Raw genomic sequence first — 20636 nt, 5'->3', positions numbered from 1 at the left:
CTAAGAGTACAGCATCCTGCATATGATTCGAGGATGAACCTTCAGTACGGCTAGATAAACCTGCGGCGTGTTGGCGTTTTAACGAATGAGTGAAAACGGTTATCGTAGAATAAATATTCTTTTGCTAAGAGGACAAAAATGGAAACCTTAATTTCAACTTCTCGCCACCGAAAATCTAGTGCAAAGCATGACACCATCTTGGCATCTACACAAAGTGATCGTGCAAGATTGATCTACTCTGCTGCGTTCAGAAGATTGCAACAAAAAGCACAGGTTTTTTCCTTAGAAAGTAATTCAGCAGTACGATCTAGACTGACTCACTCTATAGAGGTTTCGCACATTGGTCGCTATATTGTTGCAGCAATTATTGAGAAAATAGCTGAAAGTTCTGATATAGATAATGAAATTAAAGAGTTTTGGCAAAAGAATAGCTTGTCTGTATCAAATATAGTTGAGACTGCATGTCTAATGCATGATATTGGAAACCCACCTTTTGGTCATTTTGGGGAGGCAGCAATTGTTGAGTGGAGTAAATCAGACTCAGTTGAAAACGCATTGAAAACTGCACTTGCTGAAACTTTTTCAAAAAAAATATGTCAAAACTTACTTTCTGATTTTATACATTTTGATGGCAACCCACAGGGTTTAAGAATAATAACAAAATTACAAGGTGATGATGGATATTTCGGACTTAATTTAACCTACACCCAACTTACCGCATTTATAAAATATACTTTTTGCCCAGATGAATTAGATTCAAAAAAACCATTTAGTAAAAAATAGGTTATTTCTCAACTGAAAAAGACGTAATGGAAAGTGCATGGAACACCTTGAAGATGAAGAAAAATTCTCGTCATCCTCTTGGCTTTTTAATGGAGGCATCTGACGATATCTCATATTGCATCAGTGATATAGAGGATGGTATTGAAAAAGGAATAATCACTGTAAAACACTTTAGTGACTTCACATGCAGCCGAATTGAACAACTAAAAATAAACCACAAAGATTTCGAAATCGAATGTGATGAATTAATATCATGCTTAACAAATAATAACCCTGTACCTGTCAGTAATTTTCTTTTCTTTAAAACTTCTTTATCTAATTTTTTAGTGAAAAGAGTTGCAGAAATTTTTGTTAAAGATTACCACCAACTTATAAAGCAAGAACGAAAAGAAGAGATAATATCAAAAGGAAGTTTTGAATATGATCTTTTAGATATTTTAAAAGACTATACGTCAAACTACCTTTTTACATCAGCAGAAGCAGAGTGTATGGAATTGTCCGGCTTTGCTATAATAAAAGGAATACTTGACGAGTATACATCTTTAATAAAATTACCAAAAGATAAATTTTTATCTTTAATTTTAAAGAATAATAAAAAAATTCGCAATAATCATTTGCACATTGAAAGAAGATTATTTAATCGACTGCCAGGAAAACATTTAAAATCATACTCTACCGCAATAGTTGGTATACCGTATAATCACAATGATTATAGCGATGATTTGTTTGTTGAAAAATTTGAGAGTATTTCTCGCGAAAAAGAACTATCGTTAAGAATGCATTTAATTGTTGACTTTGTTTCAGGTATGACTGATCAGTTCTCGATGGAAATGTATCAACTTCTCAAAGGTATCAAGGTGAAGTAATATGGATAAATTCCAGCAGTTTTATACCCATATACAAAAACATCCATTTAGTTTGGTAAAACATCTTATTGGTTTAAGCATCAAAAAAATGAGCTACCACAAGATATTTCGCTGCAATTAAGTAAGTATAGATATACACCGCAGTCTTTTATAGACGATCGTTCAGGCTTAACGCTACCATTCAAACAATTTAATGAAAAAACACTATATGACATAATTGAAGATATGAATGGAAATGAAGAATTGGCATTTCATTCATTAGTCAATAGTTTCGGTAGCTCTTATCATTTTCCATTAATTGATTTTGGTAAAGTTGACAGAGGAGTTATTGATGCAAATCCTTTACGAGAATTATCAGAGCACTGGCAAATGTCATTTTTCGTCTACAATAGCGGAAGATCTTTCCATGCATATGGTAATAGATTAATAAAATCTTCAGATTGGATTGCATTTATGGGGAGTCTGCTTCTGTTGAATAAGCCAAGCGGTTTCAAATTAATTGATGAAAGGTGGATAGGACATCGTTTGATGGCCGGTTATGGGGCACTTAGATGGACTAATAATAGTTCACACTATAAAAAGAACCCAACATTTGTCGGTTACTTAAGTTCTTCCGGATTAGAATGGATGCAACCAGATAAAATATCTTCTTTGTTACCACAATATTGAATCTGATGGTAACAAAAACTCCATCCTCAGGTTTATGATTGAGTAAAATGATTCTTTTATATTAATAATAGAATCATTTTACCCCTCAAAAAGTTCGACTTTTTTAATAAAAGGAAAATTGTAATATAAAACAAAATAAAAATCCTATTAAATTAACCATAAAAAACATAAACCAACATTATTATAGAGATACAGTATCTTTATTCTTTCTATAAACAGGAAAATGAGTGGAAGAGCAACCAATAGCTCTTCCATATAAATTAAAAAATAAATTTATTAAGAAAATTTCAGTAATGCTCTTCTATATACCCATACGCTTTCCGGAATAACTCTTTATCTTTCCCTAGTCCAAACTGAGCCAGAGTCAACAAAAGCGCCTTTTGGATTTCACGCGGGCCACTGTTGGAATTTTGCCAGCCATCAAAGCGGGTAGCTTTCACGATTTTATCAATTTGCTCTACAACATCACCGATTAACTTAGGGGTAGTTTCTGGGCGTGTTTCGAGGAAAAGCTTGGTCAAAGCCTGTTTATTATCAGCTTCAGTTACTGGGCGCTCGCCCGTTTCGCGCTCGGCTTGTACGGTATCTTTCGCAGCATCCAACAGGCCTTTCAACCAGTCGATAGCCTTGATAACACCAGCTTCATAGTCCTGTCGCAGTTTTTCTAAACGCTCGCCCAAAGCCACAAATTTAGGATCATGACTGCCGCGCAAACGCCCCATAAGATCAATCTCCAGGCGTTTGGCGCGTTGTTCCTGCTCTTTAGCGGTCAGGGTAAAAATAGCGTGCTCGTCCATGACCAACTCGTCAATATCATCGCGGATACGATTGATATCAGTATGCTCATGGATCATCTTGATTGTTTCGGGGCCAAGCGCAGCCCAAACAAGCGCACCAGTCTGCCCCACCGGACGCACCGATTCATAAATTTGCGCCAGCCATTTATAGTCTTGACGATAAGGGGTCAAAAAAGGGTCTGGGTTGATAGCTGACCATAACTTGGATAACACACCAAAGCTGGCAGCAAATTCATCACGCTTCTCGTTAGTTGGCAGACATTCTTGCGCGGCCATAATACCTTCAAAACCTTCTATGGAACGATCTATACTAGGGAAGAAGGCCAGACATTTATTCAGTTGTAACGGCAATAGCTCTTTAAATGCCTCAATTCCCTCTACAACCCCTTCAATTTCTTCAGGGTTGTAGGCCAGAGCGGTACGCAGGTTTTCGAAAACGCCAAGGTAGTCGATAATTAATCCCATGTCCTTGCGTACAGCATCGGTTTCGTACAACCGGTTGGTTCGGCACATGGCCTGAAGAAGAGTATGATCGCGTAGAGGCTTATCGAGGTACATGCAGTAGCAAATTGGCGCATCAAAGCCCGTAAGCAGCTTGGCGGTAACGATGATAAGCTGTAACGGATGTTCAGGATCTTTAAAGCATTCAATCAGATCCTTCTGTACCTGCTCTTCCGCATCAATGTGCTGCCAGCGTTCGAAATCGGCTTGTTTAACAGGTAGCTCCAATTCGTCATGCCATTTGAGCCAGTCCTTATTGAGCTTATCTTTTTTGCCACCCTCTTCAACTTTAACCGGAGCCTGGTCAACGTTCATAACCACTTCAACCGCATCAAAACCGAGCTTTTCACCGAGCAAATAATACATCTGCACACAGGCTTCGCGATCGTATACCACAACCATGCCTTTCATCTTTTTCGGCATAACATGGCTGGTAAAATGCTCAACAATGTCATTACTCACCGCAGCCATGCGTCTGGGGGATTTCAGCATGATAGCCAACTTGCCGGCACGTCTGGACAATGCTGCTTTTTCTTCTTCATCCAGATTGTTTTCATTAACGAGTTGCTCGAACTCTTCGTTGATGGCATCACGATCCACTCGGAGTTCCGCCAGCCGAGGTTCGAACTTCACTGGGTTAGTCGCGCCATCACGGATCGATTGCTTATAGCTATAGCGGCTCATATAGCGACCCGGGTCCTCTTCGGCACCGAACAACTTGAATGTATTACGATCAATGCCAGAAATCGGTGTGCCAGTCAGGCCATAGAAGTGGGCGTTGGGCAATGCCCAGCGCATTTTCTCGCCTAACCCACCTTCCTGGGTACGGTGAGCTTCGTCAACCAACACAATGATGTTGTCACGATTGTTCAAGCCATTAGGGTTGCTATCGTCAATTTCGATATCTTTAAATTTAAAGATGGTGGTGATTAAAATGCCACGGCTGTCTTGCTCAATGTATTCGCCCAACTTTTTGCAGCTTTGCACTTTAATCAGATTCTTAACGTCGGCTCCACCAAAGGTCTCGTTAATTTGGCTGTCCAGATCTCGCCGGTCCACAACGATAAGCACTGTCGGGTTTTTTAACGCATTATCGGCACGCAGCATTTTGGCGGCGTAAAGCATCAACAAGGATTTACCTGATCCCTGGAAATGCCAAATAAGACCTTTTTTTGGATAGCCTCTGCGAACACGTTCAACGATTTGTTTTGCTGCTTCAAATTGCGGGTAGCGCGGCAGAATTTTAACGCGTTTAGGTGGAGTATTTTTGCCCGTTTTGACGGTTGAAAATAATGCAAAAGATTCCAGTAACTGCAATAAGGTTTGCGGATTTAACAAACTCTCGCAGCTGTTGAGTACCGATGCTAATCCCGGCAGAATCTCATCACGAAGCTCAGTATTATGCCAGGGCCCCCAGTCTTTAACTCGGGCATTAATTGCGCCATAGGCAAAGGTTTTTCCTTCGCTGGCAAAGCACAGCAAGTTAGGTACAAAGAAAGATTCAACATTTTTCCAATAGTACTTCTTGCCCCCCATGAAGTCGGCGGCGCCGTCTTGCCAGGTCACGCTGGGGCGTGTTGCGGTTTTAACTTCGCCCACTACTAGCGGTATGCCGTTCACATAAAGAACAATATCAAAATAGACTTCAGTGGCCGCGATATAGTGAACCTGCTGCGCCACCACAAAGTGGTTGTTCTCTATATTGTCAAAATCAATCAGATTGATGGTGATATGGTCGCCATTCTCGCCAAAAGGCAAGGTTTTGTCGGCCATCAACCATTCCTGGAAGTTTTCATTAGCCTTTACCAAACCGGTATGGCGGGCTTCTAAAACCACTCCTCGCAACTTGTAGATGACCTCATCGGCATAGTCTGGCTGTCTGCCGATATCAGGGTTTAACGAACAAATCGCGTCTTTTAGCCACTCATCAACAAAGATATCCCGCACTTGTTTAGGCAGGTCTTCGCCATGGCAGAAGGTCCACTTGACTCCGCTTAAACCTTTCAAACGGTCGATAATTCCATTTTCAGTGACGGTTTGTTCGTTAAACATTTTTATCCCATTAGATGATTTAGTACTGATTTGTGTATCTTCCGGTCAAAGCTAATGCCCTCAACCATCGTCAATAAATCCAAAAATTTACGCTGTTTTTCTAAACAAGGCAGATATACGACTAATTTTCTGAAGTCTGCTAAAGTGAGCTTTGGTCTAGTTTGCCCAGCAGTTATCATTCGAACTTGTTGTCGAAAAAAACGTGAATTAACAATATAGGAAAGATATTCAGGCTCAACCAGTTCTAAATTTGGTCTCAGCCTGATAATATCGGCCGTTATAATTCCATCATTGAAATTCTGAGGATATACAGCTGAAATACCAGGAGGCAATCCCATTTTTGTAAATATCACATCACCAGCTTCAACTTTATGAGCGGCTAATTTTTCGAACTTAGCATCACTCACGAAGGTGTTGCTTACCCAATCCAGTCTATTTGGCTTTATATCTCTTACAAAAATGACAGGATGTCCGCTATTTTTAAAATCGCTAACTACTAAATCGCTACCAAATGGCCCAATTACAAAGCTATTCTTAGTGTTTACCGCCAAATCTGACAGAGTATATTGAGACCACCCTTGGGGAACTTCAATTTCTCTTGCTTGCTTTAAACTACGAATTTCGTGATTAGACTGTGTATTGTGGAGGACCAACATATCGAGCAATCTAGACAATGATTTTTTGCACAATACAGACATATTTTCTATTTCAAAAGATTTATTAAGTAAATTCTCTTGTTCTATCTGTACCGATTCATCTACTAGCTCGAATCCATAGTCTGCTAAAGATTTAAACTTTGTCCGAGGTGACAAAGAACCAGAAGATGTTCTAATTGCCCACTCCCAGAAAGAATCAGATTGTATTAAGTAAGAAAGCAATCCTTTTCTTATCCCTTTTTTATTTTCGAGAACAATAATATCTCCGGAACATACCCCATCAAACTCAGCAATTGCAGCTTTTTTAAGATAAGGACGTCGTTTACCAAATAAGATATGCCCTTTTTTGAAAACACGTGTAAAACTAGGATTATCCTCTTTGATAATTCCCCAGCGTTTTATCTTTAACGATCCTGAATCTAAATGCTCTAAACCAATATACCGTTCATAGCCATCAGAAAGTGGATCTTTAGTACTAATTTTTACCTCTCGGCAAATATCACCAAATTTAATAGATTGCTTATTAGTCATTATCTTCCACCTCATAACCCAACTGCGTGAGGCTATTGAATAATTTCTTTGTTTGTTTCTTTAATTGTAAACGGCTGACTTTCCATGCCTCAATAGCATGCTGAATGTCCTCAGCTTCGCCATTACTTTGTGTTTTTACATACAGCGGAATTGACAGGTTAAAGAGATTATCTTTAATGGCATCGATATCCACTAATGCAGTTATATCGCTTTGTTTTTCAGGTGTAACATAAGCCTCATACAACACCGTTAAATCGATATCCGATAAGCGACTATAGGCGCGTTCGCGGGTAACATGTTCCACACCGTTAATAAACAAGACTTTATTTTTCGCCCAGCATGCTTATTGCAATTAAGCACCACCACACAAGACTCCATCGGAGAGTTGTAAAAAAGGTTAGGCCCCAAACCAATCACCGCTTCAATAATGTCAGATTCAATCACCTGTCTACGAATGGTCTGCTCAGAATCGCGGAACAGCACACCATGTGGCCAGAGCATGGCGGCGCGACCAGTCTCAGGCTTCAGGCTTTTAATGATATGGGTGTAAAATGCATAATCGGCACAGCCCTGCGGTGGCACGCCATAAAGATTACGACCATATGGATCGGCAGCAAATTTGTCACGATTCCATTTTTTGATGGAGTAAGGCGGATTAGCAAAAATTACATCAAACTGCTTGAGCCGATCGTTTTCAATAAACTTTGGTTCGGCCAGAGTATCGCCACGCAGCACATCAAACTCTTCGATATCGTGCAGAAACATATTCATACGAGCAATGGCGGAGGTAAGCAGATTCACTTCCTGTCCATAAAGGTGCACAGAGCGCCACTCTTCACCTCTTGCACGAAGATCCATTACTGCATTTAGCAACATCCCACCAGTACCGCACGTTGGATCATAGGCTGTTTCCCCCGGTTTTAAGTCCATAATACGCGTCATTAAATGCACGACTGTTCGGTTGGTGTAGAACTCCGCTGCCGTATGACCGGAATCATCAGCGAACTTTTTAATCAGGTATTCGTAGGCTTCACCAAGATCATCCTGGGCAACAGATTTAATGCCCAGCGGAATTTTACTGAAATGTTCAATCAGATCAGTCAGCAGGTGATCGGGCAGGCGCTCTTTATTAGTCCACTGTGCATCACCGAAGACACCATGTAAACGCGGGTTATTGGCCTCAACTAGTCGAAGCGCATTCTGGATCGCTTCACCAATGTTTTTACTGGTATTGCGTACCTTTTCCCAAGCTGCCTCAGAGGGAATGTTGAAACGGTGAAACATCGGCATGGCGGCGTATTCAGCATCACCTTCATGGAGTTCCAGCGCTTCGTTATATTCTTCCAGATAGACATCTGACAGGCGTTTATAAAACAGCAAAGGGAAGACATACTGCTTGTAGTCTGATGCGTCGATTTGGCCACGAAGAAACTCAGCAGCTCCCCAGAGCAATTCTTCCAGCTTTTTATTACTCATACCTCGAACCCTTTTTTGATAAGCAGGGCTTCCAGCTCCTCTTCTGCTTTTTCCAGCTCAGCCAGCTTCCGTTGAAAATCCTTGAGCGCTTCTTCCACAGTGATGGTTTCTTCTTCGAGAGATTTTTGCACATAACGAGCAATATTAAGATTGAAGTCATTCTCTTCAATCTCCTTCAGAGGAACCCAGCGCGCAACGCCTTCAATTTCTTTTGCATCTGGCCCCAGTTGCGCCTGGTTATGATAGATTTGGTATATGTCATCAGCCTGCTTGTTGGACAGCGTATTCTGCGCACGCCCCTTGGTATAGATTTCTTCAGCATTGATGATCAATACATGATCTTTATGCGTTGCCGGACGTGATTTTCGCAGCACCAAAATACACGCAGGAATCCCAGTCCCATAGAACAGGTTGGAAGCGACACCAATAATCGCAACAATGCGATTTTCTTGCAGCAATTTGGTTCGAATTACTCCCTCAGCTCCGCCACGAAATAGCACACCATGAGGTAACACGACAGCCATACGCCCATTGTCGTTAAGTGAGGCAAACATATGCTGTACCCAGGCAAAATCACCGTTTGTTTTAGGCGCCAAGCCATATTGCTTACGGCCATAGGGATCGTTCGACCACAGATCGTATCCCCATTCCTTCAAGCTAAATGGTGGGTTGGCAACAACGCAGTCGAAAGTTTCTAAACGGTCGCTTTGCAAAAACTTAGGTTCACGCAGCGTATCCCCGCGAACAATATCAAAATCCTCCTGACCATGCAGGAACAGGTTCATTCGCGCAATGGCTTCGGTGGTCAGGTTTTTTTCCTGACCTTTAATTTTTAGCAAGCGCGGATCACCACCGTTTTCTTTTACATGGTGGATAGTCTCAAGCAGCATACCACCAGTACCACAGGCGGGATCGTAAACGCTCTCACCGGCTTTTGGATCAAGAATATTAACCATCAAGCGAACAATAGTTCTTGGGGTGTAGAACTCACCAGCTTTCTTGTTAGCTTTATCAGCAAAACGTTTGATCAGGTACTCGTATGCGCGCCCCATGTCATCGTCACGGACACTGGCAACGCCGAGATTCACCTTGTTGAAATGATTAAGTAACGTAGCCAGTAACTCATCAGAAAGGCGTTCTTTATTGATCCAGCTGGCATCGCCAAAAATACCATGCAGTTTAGAGTTTGCCAGTTCTATACCACGGAAGGAGTCTTTTAAGGCCTGACCGATGTCTTTGGTCTCAGCGAAAACATCGCGCCAATGACAATTCTCTGGTATCTGAATGCGGTGAAACATCTTACCCTTGGCAAGCTCTGCATCCCCAACGCTCTCCATCGCATCGGCAAATTCTTCGTCATATACGTCACAAATGCGCTTGAAGAACAGGATTGGGAATATGTACGTTTTGTAATCTGACGCATCAATAGGCCCAGTGATAATATGGGCTGCATGCCAAAGATGGGCCTCGAGATCCTTTAGGTTAATCAGTGTCATTAATTTTTCTCTGTACGATTCTGCGAAGCAGGAACCTTTTGCAGTAAATCGTGTATTTCACAGTCAAAAAGCACGCAAAGCCTTTCTAATGTATCCAGGTCAACCTTCTGAGCCGTCTCTTTGTAAAGCAAAGTGATAGTGTTGCGACTCAGGCCAGTTTCCCTGACAACATCGGCTATTCGCATCTTATGTTCGCCCATGAGCCGAGCAAGATGGCAACGGATCATAATGGTCCTTATCGTTGTGCTTAACGATGCAAATCGTATCCCAAAATGCGAAAAAAACAAAAAAATTCAAGCTGAAATGAAATTACATCAGTTGGGAAAACATTGAACGTATGGACAGTAAAACATGCATATTCAACATGTTTAAATTCAGGATACATGTCGGTCATAAATACCCGACATAGGTTCCAGTGAGGTCATATGCCAATTAGCGACACTTTGGCCTGCAGGAACTTATAACTAATCATTGCTATCGTTTTTTGTCTTTAGAGTAATCAAAAGGACTTATCCCCTTCTCCCGATTGGCATCAAGATAATCAGCCCACCACTGCAGCATCAGCCTACGCTCACCCAGATGCTCCGCCTTATGGATGTAAGCTGCCCGAACAGAACTACGCTCCTGATGGCTCATCTGCCTCTCTACCGCATCCCTCGACCACAATCCTGATTCAATCAAAGAACTACACGCCATTGTCCTGAACCCATGTCCACAAACTTCCGTTTTCGTGTCATAGCCCATCACTCGCAGAGCTTTATTCACTGTGTTCTCACTCATTGGTTTACGGGGATCATGATCGCCTACAAAAATCAGTTCTCGATTCCCGCTCATTCTTTTGATCTTTTTCAGAATGGCGAGAGCCTGCCGCGATAAGGGTACAAGATGGGGAGTTCGCATCTTCGAACCTCGCTGAGAATGTTTAACACCTTCCAGTGGCTCACGCTCGCCCGGAATCGTCCACATAGCCGTTTCAAAATCCACTTCTGTCCAGCGAGCAAAACGTAACTCGCTCGAACAGATGAAAACCAGTAACGTCAAATCCACAGCTAACCGCGTTAATGGTCTGCCGGTGTAGTTGTCAATACGATGGAGTAACTCAGGAATGCGGTTGAGATCTAGCGCAGCGCGATGCTTTCGTTTAGCTGTTGCGATCGCACCAGCGATCTCTTGTGCAGGATTGTAATCAATTAAGCCGTTCTGTACCGCAAAGCGCATTATTGCCGTTGTTCGCTGTTGAAGACGCGCAGCCACTTCAAGGCGTCCTGACTTTTCCACTGCTTTAATTGGGACCAGTAAGTCACGAGTACCAATATCTTTGATATTTCGCTTCCCAACTGAAGCAAATAAATTGTCTTCGAGGCTTTTCAATACACGAGCTCTATGCGATGCAGACCACTTCTGATTGCTGGCGTGCCAGTCTCTGGCAACCACTTCAAACGTTATCGCATCTTGTTCCTGCTCTACTTTAACGGCTTTCTTGTTCTCACTGGGATCGACGCTGTTTGCTAACAGCTTACGGGCTTCATCCCGGCGTGCCCTGGCATCCGCCAGCGAGACTTCGGGGTATTTCCCCAGCGCCAGCATCTTCTCTTTGCCACCAAACCGATAACGCAGTCGCCAATATTTTGAACCGTTAGGGTGACCATGCCTTCACAGTCAGTTTATAGGCTTTTGCTTCAGGCTTAGCCGAACGAACCTTCACATCACTCAGAGCCATGATGAGTATCCTTTCAAGGGTTCTGTGTGGATACAAACCTTATCGAACCGGGATATACCCGCAGATGTACCTGCATCAGTAAGTTGATGTGGATTGAATCAGGTTAACTTAGGTTGAGCGAAAAATCGTGGAAAACCTTGCGGATACTGAATTCCAGACACAAAAAAAGCCGCCCTCAGGCGACTTCATTTTTGCATCTTTTGGTGCCGAAGGCCGGACTCGAACCGGCACGTATTTCTACGGTTGATTTTGAATCAACTGCGTCTACCGATTTCGCCACTCCGGCACGGAAGGGGATGCAGATAGCGGGTTGCATTATACCTGTTGCAGATCCCCACGCAAGGTTTCAGCCTCCCTCCTTCTGCTGAATGCCGAAAAAACAACACCCTCTCCCTGCCCTCGCGGCAAATCTGGAAGGCTCCTCGCAAAACGCTGCAACGTGACGGCGGCGGTTTACATTTATCGCGTCTTGTTATCTGATCCTGTTACGGGTTCTACCCATTCCCCATCTCTCTAAATCAGGACAAGACATGCGTTTCTACCAGGTTGAGCCCACGCTGGAGAACTACTGGCGCGGCATAATCCTCTTTGGCAAAAATGTCGCTTCCTATAAATTCGCGCTGGCTCACGCGTTGTACGAGGTGAAGCGCGACGGCAGCGACCTGATCCTGCTGGAAGATCTCGCGGTGCCGTTCAGCCAGCACCTTTGCCGCCATATGGCGCAGGCACCGAAGCAAATCACCTCCGCCAGAAGCCAGTACCTTGACGCCTGCCGCGGGTTTAATGCGCATGAGATCGATCAGGATGCGCTAACGGCCGCCACGGTGCGCTTTGGCTTTAACAACGTGATCGACGCCTTTCACAACGTCAATCAGGGCGAAATCGAAAAACGCTTTTTTATCGACGAGCGCAAAACCCACAAAGGCATCCGCCTCACCTCGCACTTTTACCAGCTTACCGAGCGCGAACAGTATCAGAACCTGATGTTCGAAACGGACGCGCGCTGGAACCTGGTCGAGCAAGGCTGGGCGATGGGCGTATCGCGCAACCTCATCGCCGTGGAGCATGACGAGCAGAACAACATGCTGTTCAGCATCCAGAATAACCGCCGCATCACCATCACCAGCTGCCGCGACAGCCTCAACGGCTATCAGAAAGGACGCTGCTTTTACTGCTTCGCGCCCATCAGCGTAGAGCCGGGAGACGCGAGGCTTGCGGATGTTGACCACTTTATTCCCTGGCGGCTGCGCGACCAGGTGCAGAACGTCAACGGCGTCTGGAACCTAGTGCTGGCCTGTAAAAGTTGCAACCGGGGCAAACAGGGAAAATTTGCTCACGTCCCCTCACTGAAACTGCTACAGCGTCTGCACGATCGTAACGAGTACTTCATTACCAGCCACCTCCCGCTGCGTGAAACCCTGATCCGCCAGACCGGCGGCAGCACCGCAAAACGGCATGATTTTCTGGCAAATGTCTGGAACACTGCTCACGTAACCTTACTTCACCAATGGGAGCCGAAGGCCGCCGGGCCGGATATTTTCTGATGACCATTAACTACTACCAAAACCACGCGCAGCGCTTTTTTGCCGACACCATCAACGTTGACATGGCGTCGCTGTACGCCCCTTTTATTGCCCATCTTCCCCCTGGGGCGCGGGTGCTGGACGCGGGCTGCGGCTCCGGGCGCGACGCCCGTGCGTTTGCTGAAATGGGCTATCAGGTCGAGGCATTCGACGCCTCATCCGAGATGGTCAGGCTGGCGACGCAGCACAGCGGGCTGGCGGTAAAACAGATGACGTTCAGCGATGTTGATGCCACAGATCGCTACGACGGCATCTGGTGCTGCGCCTCGCTGCTGCACGTGGAGGCGCACGCCCTGCCGCAGGCGATGCGCACGCTGGCGCAGGCGCTTAAACCCGGCGGTATCTGGTACGTGTCGTTTAAATATGGCGAGCAGGAGCGGGAAAAAGAGGGGCGGCACTTTAGTGATTTCACCGAATCCACATTAACCGCGCTGGTCAACGGGCTGGCGAACGTGCAGGTGGCGTCGATGTGGACAACGCAGGATAAACGCCCGGATCGTGACGAAACCTGGCTTAATGCCTTGTTACGCAAAGTCTGAGTAGCTCGCTTTTACTATCTTCTACACTCAAATCTCACACCATCATGAGGAAAGGCGATGTCGACAATCAAAAGCTATGCCGCGAAAGAAGCCGGGGCCGACCTGGAGCTGTACGAGTACGATGCGGGAGAGTTGGGTCAGGAAGATGTGGAAGTACAGGTGGATTACTGTGGCATCTGCCACTCCGACCTGTCGATGATCGACAACGAATGGGGCTTCTCGCAGTATCCGCTGGTCGCCGGGCATGAAGTGATTGGCCGCGTGGTGGCGCTGGGCGCTGCGGCGCAGGATAAAGGGCTGAAAGTGGGCCAGCGGGTTGGCATCGGCTGGACGGCGAAAAGCTGTGGCCACTGCGACGCCTGTATCAACGGCGACCACATTAACTGCCACGAGGGCGCGGTGCCGACCATCCTCAACCGCGGCGGCTTTGCCGACAAGATCCGCGCGGGCTGGCAATGGGTGATCCCCCTGCCGGACAGCATCGATATCGAAACCGCCGGGCCGCTGCTCTGCGGCGGCATCACCGTCTTCAAACCGCTGCTGATGCACCATATCACCGCCACCAGCCGCGTTGGGGTAATCGGCATTGGCGGGCTGGGCCATATCGCCATCAAACTGCTGCGGGCGATGGGCTGCGAGGTAACGGCATTCAGCTCAAACCCGGCGAAAGAGGCCGAAGTGCGGCTAATGGGCGCGGATTATGTGGTGAACAGCCGCGATCCCGAGGCCTTAAAAGCGCTGGCGGGCCAGTTCGATCTGATTATCAACACCGTCAACGTCGATTTGCAGTGGCAGCCCTACTTTGAGGCGCTGGCCCACGGCGGCGCGTTCCACACCGTCGGCGCGGTGCTGAAACCGCTGGAAGTCCCCGCCTTTACCCTGATTGGCGGCGACAGAAGCATCGCCGGTTCCGCGACCGGTACGCCGTTCGAACTGCGTAAGCTGATGAAGTTTGCCGGGCGGGCTAAGGTTGCGCCGACCACCGAAATGTTCCCGATGTCGCAGATTAACGAGGCGTTGCAGCATGTGCGTGACGGCAAGGCCCGCTACCGCGTGGTGCTGAAAGCCGATTTCTGATGTGTCCCTCTCCCTTTCGGGGAGAGGGAAAACCGCCCCTCACCTTGTGAGGGGTATTACCCCTTCGCTATTGCCGCAAACACTTCCGCAATCGCCACCGCGCCGGGGTCTGTCACCCCTTCCAGGTTCTGGCTGTTCACATAAGAGGAACGCCCCGCCCCCGCTTTTTGCATCGTAGCGGTATCCGCCGCCCCTTTCTTCGCGGCAGCAACGGCAGCCTCCAGCCCCTGTGCCTGCAACGCCTCCAGCGCCGGTTGCAGCGCGTCGATCAGCGTCCGGTCGCCCAAGTCAGCGCCACCGTAGTGTTTCATCTGCTTAAGACCGCGCAGCAGCGCGTCCGGCAGCGGCTTGCCGTCATGCACCGCCTGGCCTGCCACGGTGAAGAAGATGGACATCAGCACGCCGCTGGAGCCGCCCATCACCGTGGCCAGGCGCTCGCCTATCAGCTGCAATAGCTGCGCCGTATTATTGAGCGGCAGTTTACCCTGCTCCAGCAGGCGGGCAATCTCCCGCGCCCCTTCGGCGAAGGTAGAGCCGGTATCGCCGTCGCCGACTTTCGCATCCAGCGCGTTAAGGCGGTTCTCCAGGCCAGTCAGCGTCTGCACCGCAGCCAGGACCACCGCTTTCACCTGCGGGTTGTCAGAAGGCTCAATCTCCAGCTGGGTGTAAACCGGGCTGTGGCGCTGGGTTTTTATCGGCGCGAACGGCACCGGTTTTTGCCAGCCGACGGTCTGCACATCGGCGTTGATGGCCTTCTCGAAGGTTTCGTTCAGGCGCAGCAGCGAGAGGGAGAACCCCTTCATATCGAGGGAGCTCACCAGCGGCGCGGGGCCAATCAGGTAAGCAATCTGATCCTTAAGCGACGAGTGGGCCAGCTCTTTGGTGAGCAGCGCCATCTCCAGCGCCGAGACGCCGCCCAGGTTATTGATTAATACGGCGACGCGATCATTACCGGCCTGCGCTTTCAGCGGCGCGACCAGCGTTTCGATCAGCCGCTGGCTGTTGTGGGAATCGACGGTGCTTGCCCCCGGCTCGCCGTGAATGCCCAAGCCCAGCTCCACCTGCCCGTGCTGAATACGGCCTTCGTCGTCCTCGCTGCCCGGCAGGTTGCAGGTCTCCATCGCCAGCCCCAGGCTCCAGACGCTGTCGCACGCCTGGCGCGCAATCTCGTGCACTTCACTTAAGGATTTACCCTGCTCGGCGGCGTAGCCGGCGATTTTATGCACCAGCGCCGTTCCGGCAATGCCGCGCGGCTGTTTGTTGTCCGGCAGGGCGATGTCATCGGCGACGATCACCATCTCGACTTTCAGGCCGTAGCGTTTGGCTTTTTCTGCCGCCAGGCCGAAGTTCAGCCGATCGCCGGTGTAGTTTTTAACGATCAGCAGACAGCCGCGATCGCCGGTCACCGCGACAATGGCGTTGAGGACGGCGTCCACGCTCGGGGAGGCAAAAACATCGCCGCAGACGGCGGCAGTGAGCATTCCCTTACCCACGAAGCCAGCGTGGGCGGGCTCATGGCCGGAGCCGCCGCCGGAGATAACCGCGACGCGGGATTTATCCCAGTCGGCACGGGCGACGATTCGTATAGCGGGGTCGATGTCGAGACGGACAAGGTTGCCGTGGGGAGCGGAAATCACCATTCCTTCAATGGCGTCATTGACCAGCTGTTTGCGGTCATTGAAAAAGAATCTGGACATAGCTTCCTGAATTTTTGTGAACCGTAAGGAAAGCGTAGCCAGGATAAGGCAAAGTGTAGCCAGGAAAAAGGGTGAGTTTCGTGCGGTCTGCTACCCTCTCCCGCAGGAAAGGGTAGGCCCGGATAAGGCGACGCCGCATCCGGGAAAAGAACAGACCTAGCTCTTACGCATCAGCAGCCAGAGGCTAATCAGGAAGAAGGAGGCGCTTGGCAGCAGCGCGCCGATAATCGGCGGAATGCCGTATACCAGCGTCAGCGGGCCGAATATCTGATCGAGCACGTAGAAGATAAAGCCGAAGCTGATGCCCGTTACCACGCGCACCCCCATCGGCACGCTACGCAGCGGGCCAAAGATAAACGACAGCGCCATCAGCATCATCACCGCCACCGACAGCGGCTGGAAGAGCTTGCTCCACATCTGCAATTGATAACGCCCGGAGTCCTGGCCGCTCGATTTCAGATACTTCACGTAGTTATAAAGGCCGCTGATAGAGAGCGCCTCCGGGTCCAGCGCCACCACGCCGAGCTTGTCCGGCGTGAGGTTGGTCTTCCAGGTGCCGGTCAGCGTCTGGGTGCCGGTGACTTGTTTCGGATCGCTGAGGTTGGACTCGTCCACCTGCGACAGCCGCCAAAGCTTGTGATCTTTATCGAAAGTCGCCGTCGCCGCGTAACGCACCGACTGCAGGCGACGCTGGTCGTTGAAAGAGTAAATACTCACTCCGCCCAGCTCTTCTTCGCCTTTCACCCGCTCGATATAGACAAAGCTGTTGCCGTCTTTCGCCCACAGCCCCTGCTGGGTCGAGAGCAGCGAACCGCCGTACATCGACTGGGCGCGCTGGTTACGCGCCATCTGCTCACCCTGCGGGGCGACCCATTCGCCAATCGCCATGGTCAGCAGCACCAGCGGAATAGCGGTTTTCATCACCGACAGCGCCACCTGCATACGGGTGTAGCCGGAGGCCTGCATCACCACCAGTTCACTGCGCTGCGCCAGCATCCCAAGGCCCAGCAGCGCCCCAAGCAGCGCCGCCATCGGGAAGAAGATCTGGATATCTTTCGGCACGCTGAGCAGGGTGTAGATACCCGCGCCCAGCGCGTCGTAGCTCCCCTGCCCGGCCTTTTTCAGCTGGTCGACAAACTTGATGATGCCGGAGAGCGACACCAGCATGAACAGCGTCATCATGATGGTGGTAAAAATGGTTTTACCGATATAGCGGTCTAGTACGCCAAACGCCTGCATTATACCGCTCCTCTACCCATCACGCGGGCCCGTATCCGGCGCATCGGCACCGTGTCCCACAGATTCAGGCCTATCGCCAGCGCCAGATACAACAGGTTCACCGCCCACATCCAGATCATCGGATCGAGACGGCCTTTCGCGCCGTTAGATTTCAGGGAGGTCTGCAACAGGAAGAACACCAGATAGAGCAGCATCGCCGGCAGCATCGACAGCACGCGCCCCTGACGCGGGTTGACCACGCTCAGCGGCACCACCATCAGCGCCATCATAAAGACGGTGAAGACCAGCGTGAAACGCCAGTGCAGCTCCGCATGGGCGCGCGGCGTGTCGGTGTGCCACAGCGTGCGCATGTTCATCTGTTCGGTGTCGTCCGGGTCCAGCGCCACCGCCTGATGGCCGACGATCGCCTGATAATCCTGGAAGTCGGTTATGCGGAAATCGCGCAGCAGCGCAGTGCCTTCAAAACGTGTCCCCTGGTTGAGTGTGACCACCTGCGAACCGTCTTTACGCTGGGAGAGATGGCCGGAATCCGCCACCACCACCGACGGGCGCGCATTGCCTTTCGGGCGAAGCTGAGCAAGGAACACATCGTGGAACTGGTTGCCGTCCACGCTCTCAATAAACAGCACGGAGTTGCCGTCGGAGGCCTGCTGGAACTGACCCTGCGCCAGCGCCGCCAGCCCTGGGTTGGCTTTCGCGTCCGCCAGCACCTCATCCTGGTGACGGGAAGACCACGGCCCGGCCCACATCACGTTGACCGCCGCCACGATACCGGTCAGCAGCGCCAGAATCATCGCCGCTTTCACCAGCACCGCCCGGCTCAGGCCGCAGGCGTGCATCACCGTAATTTCACTTTCTGTATAAAGTTTGCCCAGCGTCATTAGCAGGCCAAGGAACAGACTCAGCGGCAGGATAAGTTGCGCCATTTCAGGCACGCCAAGACCCAGCAGCGAGAGCACCAGATTCGTGGGGATTTCGCCATCCACCGCCGCGCCCAAAATCCTGACCAATTTCTGACAGAAGAAAATCAGAAGCAGGATGAAGAGGATCGCAAGCTGGCTTTTAAGCGTCTCCCGCGCAAGATATCTTATGATTATCACTTTATATTAGGCCCGTAAAAACCAGTCTTTTTACTGGAAAATCGCTTGTTTCGTGGCTTAAACGTCATTTATGCTCTTGAGTCGTCGAAATCATCGCTAAGAGTTATATACTCAGCGGTTGAACGTTTCAGACCCGGATCTGACGTGCCGAAACCTAAGTATCGTTAAGATTAACACGAAGTCACCGCAACAGCGGAAACGAGTTACGAAAGCTTGCAATTCTATCCGTAGCCGCCGCCGTTGTCTTTAAGATTCAGGAGCGTAGTGCATGGAGTTCAGTGTAAAAAGCGGTAGCCCGGAGAAACAGCGGAGCGCCTGCATCGTTGTGGGAGTTTTCGAGCCGCGTCGCCTCTCTCCCATCGCCGAACAACTCGATAAAATCAGCGACGGCTACATCAGCGCGCTGCTGCGTCGCGGGGAGCTGGAAGGAAAGCCTGGGCAAACCTTATTGCTGCATCACGTTCCCAACGTCCTGTCCGAGCGTATTCTGCTGATTGGCTGCGGTAAAGAGCGTGAGCTGGACGAACGCCAGTATAAGCAGGTCATCCAGAAAACCATTAATACCCTGAATGATACTGGCTCGATGGAAGCGGTCTGCTTTCTGACCGAACTGCACGTCAAAGGCCGCAACACCTACTGGAAAGTACGCCAGGCGGTGGAAACCGCCAAAGAGACCCTCTACAGCTTCGACCAGTTGAAAACCACCAAAAGCGAGCCGCGTCGCCCGCTGCGTAAAATGGTCTTCAACGTGCCGACCCGACGCGAGCTGACCAGCGGCGAGCGCGCCATCCAGCACGGTCTGGCCATTGCCGCAGGCATCAAGGCGGCGAAAGATCTCGGCAATATGCCGCCAAACATCTGTAACGCCGCTTACCTGGCCTCCCAGGCGCGCCAGCTGGCGGACAGCTACAGCAAAAACGTTATCACCCGCGTTATCGGCGAACAGCAGATGCGCGAACTGGGCATGCACGCCTATCTGGCGGTCGGCGCGGGTTCGCAGAACGAATCGCTGATGTCGGTGATTGAGTACAAAGGCAACCCGTCCGACGAGGCGCGCCCGATCGTGCTGGTGGGTAAAGGGCTGACCTTCGACTCCGGCGGCATCTCCATTAAGCCATCCGAAGGGATGGACGAAATGAAGTACGACATGTGCGGCGCGGCGGCGGTGTACGGCGTGATGCGCATGGTCGCGGAACTGCAGCTGCCGATTAACGTCATCGGCGTGCTGGCGGGCTGTGAAAACATGCCGGGCGGGCGCGCCTACCGTCCGGGCGACGTGCTGACCACCATGTCCGGCCAGACCGTCGAAGTGCTCAACACCGACGCCGAAGGCCGCCTGGTGCTGTGCGACGTGCTGACCTATGTGGAACGTTTCGAGCCGGAAGCCGTCATCGACGTCGCCACCCTGACCGGCGCCTGCGTGATTGCGCTGGGCCACCACATCACCGGCCTGCTGTCGAACCACAATCCGCTGGCCCATGAACTGATTGGCGCATCCGAACAGGCGGGAGACCGCGCATGGCGTCTGCCGATGAGCGATGAGTATCAGGAGCAGCTGGAGACCAACTTCGCCGATATGGCCAATATCGGTGGCCGTCCTGGCGGGGCGATCACCGCAGGCTGCTTCCTGGCGCGCTTTACCCGCAAGTACAACTGGGCGCACCTGGATATCGCCGGTACCGCATGGCGCTCCGGCAAGGCCAAAGGTGCTACCGGCCGTCCGGTGGCGATGCTGTCGCAGTTCCTGCTCAACCGTGCGGGTTTTAACGGCGAAGAGTAAGGCATACCCCCCTCACCCTAACCCTCTCCCCACAGGGGCGAGGGGATGGTTTGCTCCCTCTCCCTTGAGGGAGA

General features: G+C 49.7%; 14 protein-coding genes, 1 tRNA gene and 2 pseudogenes. 7 read left to right on the top strand and 10 right to left on the bottom strand.

Annotation, left to right across the window (positions count from 1 at the left end; all coding sequences use genetic code 11):
- The first annotated feature begins 138 nt into the window (after nucleotides 1-138).
- From dgt to ENTHG_RS25490, 3 genes are all read left to right on the top strand, one after another.
- Nucleotides 139-783: a dGTP triphosphohydrolase gene (dgt, locus tag ENTHG_RS25865; RefSeq protein ID WP_202595305.1), complete on the top strand. Its 645-nt coding sequence runs from the start codon at nucleotides 139-141 to the stop codon at nucleotides 781-783.
- A 53-nt stretch (nucleotides 784-836) separates the two neighbouring features.
- Nucleotides 837-1649 carry a hypothetical protein gene (locus ENTHG_RS25860; protein WP_202595304.1) on the top strand — a complete coding sequence of 271 codons (813 nt, stop codon included), beginning with the start codon at nucleotides 837-839 and terminating at the stop codon, nucleotides 1647-1649.
- Nucleotides 1650-1874: 225 nt separating this feature from the next.
- On the top strand, nucleotides 1875-2318 hold the full coding sequence (locus ENTHG_RS25490; RefSeq protein WP_145973674.1) for a primase 1D-like protein: 444 nt from the start codon (nucleotides 1875-1877) through the stop codon (nucleotides 2316-2318).
- 287 nt (nucleotides 2319-2605) lie between these two features.
- On the opposite strand, the gene ENTHG_RS15595 is transcribed toward ENTHG_RS25490, so the two are convergent.
- From ENTHG_RS15595 to ENTHG_RS15565, 7 genes and pseudogenes are all read right to left on the bottom strand, one after another.
- Nucleotides 2606-5668: a type I restriction endonuclease subunit R gene (locus ENTHG_RS15595; RefSeq protein ID WP_044181576.1), complete on the bottom strand. Its 3063-nt coding sequence runs from the start codon at nucleotides 5666-5668 to the stop codon at nucleotides 2606-2608.
- Nucleotides 5669-5670: 2 nt separating this feature from the next.
- A complete protein-coding gene (locus ENTHG_RS23765; RefSeq protein ID WP_052332721.1) occupies nucleotides 5671-6855 on the bottom strand; it encodes a restriction endonuclease subunit S in 1185 nt (394 codons plus the stop codon).
- A pseudogene (locus ENTHG_RS15585) lies at nucleotides 6848-8331 on the bottom strand (type I restriction-modification system subunit M). The gene ENTHG_RS23765 and the pseudogene ENTHG_RS15585 overlap by 8 nt, the downstream one beginning before the upstream one ends.
- Nucleotides 8328-9827, bottom strand: coding sequence for a type I restriction-modification system subunit M (locus ENTHG_RS15580; protein WP_044181573.1), 1500 nt, complete (start codon nucleotides 9825-9827; stop codon nucleotides 8328-8330). The pseudogene ENTHG_RS15585 and the gene ENTHG_RS15580 overlap by 4 nt, the downstream one beginning before the upstream one ends.
- Nucleotides 9827-10054 carry a helix-turn-helix domain-containing protein gene (locus ENTHG_RS15575; protein WP_001608810.1) on the bottom strand — a complete coding sequence of 76 codons (228 nt, stop codon included), beginning with the start codon at nucleotides 10052-10054 and terminating at the stop codon, nucleotides 9827-9829. The genes ENTHG_RS15580 and ENTHG_RS15575 overlap by 1 nt, the downstream gene beginning before the upstream one ends.
- A 247-nt stretch (nucleotides 10055-10301) precedes the next feature.
- A pseudogene (locus ENTHG_RS15570) lies at nucleotides 10302-11547 on the bottom strand (tyrosine-type recombinase/integrase).
- Between the two features lie 201 nt (nucleotides 11548-11748).
- Nucleotides 11749-11833, bottom strand: a tRNA-Leu gene (locus tag ENTHG_RS15565).
- A gap of 244 nt (nucleotides 11834-12077) precedes the next feature.
- Between ENTHG_RS15565 and ENTHG_RS15560 the strand changes: the two genes are divergently transcribed.
- Genes ENTHG_RS15560 through ahr form a run of 3 tightly spaced genes read left to right on the top strand, consistent with a single transcriptional unit; the run spans nucleotide 12078 to nucleotide 14746 of the window.
- A complete protein-coding gene (locus ENTHG_RS15560) occupies nucleotides 12078-13091 on the top strand; it encodes an HNH endonuclease (RefSeq protein WP_044181569.1) in 1014 nt (337 codons plus the stop codon).
- Nucleotides 13091-13669, top strand: a complete 579-nt coding sequence (locus ENTHG_RS15555; RefSeq protein ID WP_044181566.1) for a class I SAM-dependent methyltransferase — start codon at nucleotides 13091-13093, stop codon at nucleotides 13667-13669. Before ENTHG_RS15560 ends, ENTHG_RS15555 begins: the two co-directional genes overlap by 1 nt.
- 57 nt (nucleotides 13670-13726) lie before the next feature.
- Nucleotides 13727-14746, top strand: a complete 1020-nt coding sequence (ahr, locus tag ENTHG_RS15550; protein WP_044181563.1) for an NADPH-dependent aldehyde reductase Ahr — start codon at nucleotides 13727-13729, stop codon at nucleotides 14744-14746.
- 56 nt (nucleotides 14747-14802) lie between these two features.
- On the opposite strand, the gene ENTHG_RS15545 is transcribed toward ahr, so the two are convergent.
- From ENTHG_RS15545 to lptF, 3 genes are all read right to left on the bottom strand, one after another.
- Complete coding sequence (locus ENTHG_RS15545) at nucleotides 14803-16443, bottom strand: dihydroxyacetone kinase subunit DhaK (RefSeq protein WP_044181560.1); 1641 nt, start codon at nucleotides 16441-16443, stop codon at nucleotides 14803-14805.
- 156 nt (nucleotides 16444-16599) lie between these two features.
- Entirely contained in the window at nucleotides 16600-17682 is a 1083-nt protein-coding gene (gene lptG, locus ENTHG_RS15540) for an LPS export ABC transporter permease LptG (RefSeq protein WP_044181558.1), read from the bottom strand.
- On the bottom strand, nucleotides 17682-18782 hold the full coding sequence (gene lptF, locus ENTHG_RS15535; protein WP_044181555.1) for an LPS export ABC transporter permease LptF: 1101 nt from the start codon (nucleotides 18780-18782) through the stop codon (nucleotides 17682-17684). The genes lptG and lptF overlap by 1 nt, the downstream gene beginning before the upstream one ends.
- 268 nt (nucleotides 18783-19050) lie before the next feature.
- On the opposite strand from lptF, the gene pepA reads away from it, so the two are divergent.
- Nucleotides 19051-20562: a leucyl aminopeptidase gene (gene pepA / locus ENTHG_RS15530; RefSeq protein ID WP_044181552.1), complete on the top strand. Its 1512-nt coding sequence runs from the start codon at nucleotides 19051-19053 to the stop codon at nucleotides 20560-20562.
- Nucleotides 20563-20636: the final 74 nt, after the last annotated feature.

Source organism: Phytobacter massiliensis JC163, assembly GCF_000321045.1.
Lineage (GTDB): Bacteria > Pseudomonadota > Gammaproteobacteria > Enterobacterales > Enterobacteriaceae > Phytobacter_A > Phytobacter_A massiliensis.
The sequence above is the reverse complement of the archived record's forward strand: the minus strand, read 5'-3'. Positions and strand labels throughout refer to the sequence as shown.

Bases quoted from the DNA above. Each gene is read 5' to 3' on its own strand.
- dgt (WP_202595305.1), top strand. From the start codon at position 139: ATGGAAACCTTAATTTCAACTTCTCGCCACCGAAAATCTAGTGCAAAG.
- ENTHG_RS25860 (WP_202595304.1), top strand. From the start codon at position 837: ATGAAGAAAAATTCTCGTCATCCTCTTGGCTTTTTAATGGAGGCATCT.
- ENTHG_RS25490 (WP_145973674.1), top strand. From the start codon at position 1,875: ATGAATGGAAATGAAGAATTGGCATTTCATTCATTAGTCAATAGTTTC.
- ENTHG_RS15595 (WP_044181576.1), bottom strand. From the start codon at position 5,668: ATGTTTAACGAACAAACCGTCACTGAAAATGGAATTATCGACCGTTTG.
- ENTHG_RS23765 (WP_052332721.1), bottom strand. From the start codon at position 6,855: ATGACTAATAAGCAATCTATTAAATTTGGTGATATTTGCCGAGAGGTA.
- ENTHG_RS15580 (WP_044181573.1), bottom strand. From the start codon at position 9,827: ATGACACTGATTAACCTAAAGGATCTCGAGGCCCATCTTTGGCATGCA.
- ENTHG_RS15575 (WP_001608810.1), bottom strand. From the start codon at position 10,054: ATGATCCGTTGCCATCTTGCTCGGCTCATGGGCGAACATAAGATGCGA.
- ENTHG_RS15560 (WP_044181569.1), top strand. From the start codon at position 12,078: ATGCGTTTCTACCAGGTTGAGCCCACGCTGGAGAACTACTGGCGCGGC.
- ENTHG_RS15555 (WP_044181566.1), top strand. From the start codon at position 13,091: ATGACCATTAACTACTACCAAAACCACGCGCAGCGCTTTTTTGCCGAC.
- ahr (WP_044181563.1), top strand. From the start codon at position 13,727: ATGTCGACAATCAAAAGCTATGCCGCGAAAGAAGCCGGGGCCGACCTG.
- ENTHG_RS15545 (WP_044181560.1), bottom strand. From the start codon at position 16,443: ATGTCCAGATTCTTTTTCAATGACCGCAAACAGCTGGTCAATGACGCC.
- lptG (WP_044181558.1), bottom strand. From the start codon at position 17,682: ATGCAGGCGTTTGGCGTACTAGACCGCTATATCGGTAAAACCATTTTT.
- pepA (WP_044181552.1), top strand. From the start codon at position 19,051: ATGGAGTTCAGTGTAAAAAGCGGTAGCCCGGAGAAACAGCGGAGCGCC.